Here is a 2660-nt window from a genome sequence, read left to right as displayed (position 1 = left end):
CGGCGGGGGAGTCCGCCGAGCCGAGGAGCAGCTGGGACTGTTCGAGCGGGTCATCAACCTGGTGCGCTGTCACGCCCCCGACGCGGTCATCGCCTTCAATGCGACGCCGTCAGACACCTACGAGGCAGCCGCCCGCTGGATCGACTGAGACGGTGATCCCACTCGGTGCTAGGTCTCATCCGGGTGGTCGGGGTCGATGCGGAAGCTGGCAGGGTCGAGGTCGAGGGGCTTTCCCTCGGCGGCGCTGGTGTCCGCAAGCGCACCCGCGAGCTGGCCCAGGATGCGGACGAGGTGCTCCTGGTCGGCCGGTGTGAGCGTGGCGAACAGCGCTGCGGCGCGGTCGGCATGGCGGGCATAGACGCGTCGGTGGACCGCGTGACCGGCGTCGGTGAGCTCGATAACGGTGGCGCGCCGGTCCGTGGGGTGCGGGACCCGGCGCACGAACCCCTCCTTCTCCAGACCGTCGACGAGGACCGTGATGTTGCGGGCCGACACCCCGAGCCGGTCACGCAGCTGGGACATGATCTGGGGCCCATCCTCGGCGAGCACGTGAATGAGGTTCATCCGGGGGTAGGTCATGCCCGGCACGAGCACGCCGGCGTACTGCCATTTCAGGAAGGCCGGGGCGAAGATCGAGAACAAGTCGGCCAACCTCGACGTCTGATCGGGCGTCGTGGACATGGCTTCTCCAGAAACTGTATAGTGTGACGATCTCATCTGAGACAGTCTCAGTGGTCACAGTGTACCTGCGCCCCATCGGGAGGGACCATGAGCTGGCAAGCACTCGCGACCCAGGCCGCCGACCTGGCTGCCTTCGGCGCGGCGCACCTGCACGACCAGGTCGCCTATCTGGCCACGGTCAAAAGAGACGGCGCACCCAGACTGCACCCGGTGCGCCCGGTCGTCACAGCAGACCGCCTGTTCCTGTTCATGGAGCCAGCCTCCCCGAAGGGCCACGACCTGCGGCGCGACGGCCGCTATGCCCTGCACTGCACCGCCACGGGCGAGCAACCTTGGGACCTCTACGAGTTCAGTGTCAATGGCATCGCCCATCCCACCGACGATCCGGTCACCCGGCTGACGGCCAATGCGGGCACCGGCTTCCCCCGCGACGACCACTTCGTCCTCTTCGAGCTCGAGGTCACCTCAGCGTCGTCCACCGTGTACGACGGCGAGGGCAAGCCGGTGAGACAACGCTGGCGCGGCCAGAACGAGGCAGTCGCTGACGCGTGACTGCGTCACTTCTCAGCCACAATGTGCGGTGCCGCAGTCAGCGCCTCGGTGAAGTGGGCAAACTTCCGCGACAACCCAAACCCGGCGGTGTGCGCCTCATGGTCGTCCGCCCGACCCCGTCCGGCGGACGCGACGGGCGGCCAGGTCGTCGTCACCATCGTCCACGTTGCGCTCGACCCAGGCGGGCCAGAGTCTCGATGCCACGTCTCGCCGAAGGTGTCCGCCGAGGTGCATGGCTCGCCAGGCGCCGCGATAACCGGGCAGCACGCCGGACGCCACCATGACGTGTCCGACGACCATGACGGTGAACGCATACGTGGACCACAGGTGGACGCGGTGGGCGACGACGAACGCCGCCCCTCCGTGCAGCGTCGTCAGGACCAGCCCGCTCACCACCAGCAGCACCAGGGTGCCGACGAGGACCAGGTTCGCGAGCCGCTGCCCGGGGTCGAAGTCCCCTTCGTGGCGGCGGAACCGACCGGTGAACGCGGCCCGCGGCCAGGTCCTCAGCCACGCCAAGTCGCCTCGATCCCAGCGCACCGACTCCTTGGCGAAACGCCGCGCCGCGCGCCACCAGACGACGATTGCGATCCCGCCGACGACGGCGAGCGCGTAGCCGAGCCAGCGGTGCAGCACGGCGTCCGAGAGGCCACTGGTGCGCGCGAGCAGGCTCGGGTTGCCCTCCTGCCCGAGGAGCAGCCAAAGGCCGGTCGCGAGCAGGAGGAGCGACAACGAGTAGACGGACGCGTGGACCCACCGACTGGCCCGACGGTTCCGCTCGACGGTTCCTCCGGTCACCTGGGAGCGGTGCCGGGACAGCTCAGTAGCCATTGCCTCCACCCTGCGCTGGTGTGCTGGTCGTGCCCCCGCCGGCATTAGCCACGGTGACGTTCACCTGGGCCTCCGGGCCGATCGGCGAATGGTCGGCGTGCTGCAGCGTCACCTTGATCGTGTGCCTGCCGGGCGACAGCGAGTTGATCATCACCTCAGGCTTCGTCTCCACGGTGTACTGCTGGGCGTTGCCGTCGAAGGTCAGGTGGAAGTGGTCCTTGCCCGTGTCCGTCGCGCCGAAGTCCACGGACGAGTCCACCTTGAGCGTGAACGGCTGGGACACCGTCGCGCCCTCCGTGGGCTCGACGATGGAGATCGTCGGGGTGGCGCCGCCGGAGCTTCCACTGGCCGCGCCGCCGCTGCACGCGGCCAGTCCCAGCGCCCCTGCCGCGAGCGTGGCGACGAGAAGACCACGTCCGTATGCCGCTGAGCTCGCTCGCGGGGCCAGTGCGGTCCGCGCGTGGTCGGGTGTGTTGCGGGTGTGGATCCGCATGGTGTCATTCACATCCTTCATCGAGTTGCCGAGAGGTCAGTGCCTCTCGATCGCCCGGAGCCGGGGTGGCCCGGGCTGTCGTGTGGCACGGCCGCCGGCGGCC

4 protein-coding genes are annotated in these 2660 nt (G+C 69.0%); 1 reads left to right on the top strand and 3 read right to left on the bottom strand.

Annotation, left to right across the window (positions count from 1 at the left end; translation table 11 throughout):
* Window positions 1–168 precede the first annotated feature (168 nt).
* Window positions 169–681, bottom strand: a complete 513-nt coding sequence (locus VIR15_RS11110) for a MarR family winged helix-turn-helix transcriptional regulator (protein ID WP_331927536.1) — start codon at window positions 679–681, stop codon at window positions 169–171.
* An 87-nt stretch (window positions 682–768) separates the two neighbouring features.
* On the opposite strand from VIR15_RS11110, the gene VIR15_RS11105 reads away from it, so the two are divergent.
* Entirely contained in the window at window positions 769–1233 is a 465-nt protein-coding gene (locus VIR15_RS11105) for a pyridoxamine 5'-phosphate oxidase family protein (protein ID WP_331927535.1), read from the top strand.
* A gap of 96 nt (window positions 1234–1329) precedes the next feature.
* Here the strand turns inward: VIR15_RS11105 and VIR15_RS11100 are convergent, their stop codons facing one another.
* On the bottom strand, window positions 1330–2064 hold the full coding sequence (locus VIR15_RS11100; RefSeq protein WP_331927534.1) for a cytochrome b/b6 domain-containing protein: 735 nt from the start codon (window positions 2062–2064) through the stop codon (window positions 1330–1332).
* On the bottom strand, window positions 2054–2557 hold the full coding sequence (locus VIR15_RS11095; protein ID WP_331927533.1) for a hypothetical protein: 504 nt from the start codon (window positions 2555–2557) through the stop codon (window positions 2054–2056). Before VIR15_RS11095 ends, VIR15_RS11100 begins: the two co-directional genes overlap by 11 nt.
* Window positions 2558–2660 lie beyond the last annotated feature (103 nt).

Source organism: Intrasporangium sp. (assembly GCF_036566125.1).
Taxonomy (GTDB): domain Bacteria; phylum Actinomycetota; class Actinomycetes; order Actinomycetales; family Dermatophilaceae; genus Intrasporangium.
The sequence above is the reverse complement of the archived record's forward strand: the minus strand, read 5'-3'. Positions and strand labels throughout refer to the sequence as shown.

What these genes read in the sequence shown, in the direction of transcription:
- VIR15_RS11095 (WP_331927533.1), bottom strand. Translation starts at nt 2,557, where the DNA reads ATGCGGATCCACACCCGCAACACACCCGACCACGCGCGGACCGCACTG.
- VIR15_RS11110 (WP_331927536.1), bottom strand. Translation starts at nt 681, where the DNA reads ATGTCCACGACGCCCGATCAGACGTCGAGGTTGGCCGACTTGTTCTCG.
- VIR15_RS11105 (WP_331927535.1), top strand. Translation starts at nt 769, where the DNA reads ATGAGCTGGCAAGCACTCGCGACCCAGGCCGCCGACCTGGCTGCCTTC.
- VIR15_RS11100 (WP_331927534.1), bottom strand. Translation starts at nt 2,064, where the DNA reads ATGGCTACTGAGCTGTCCCGGCACCGCTCCCAGGTGACCGGAGGAACC.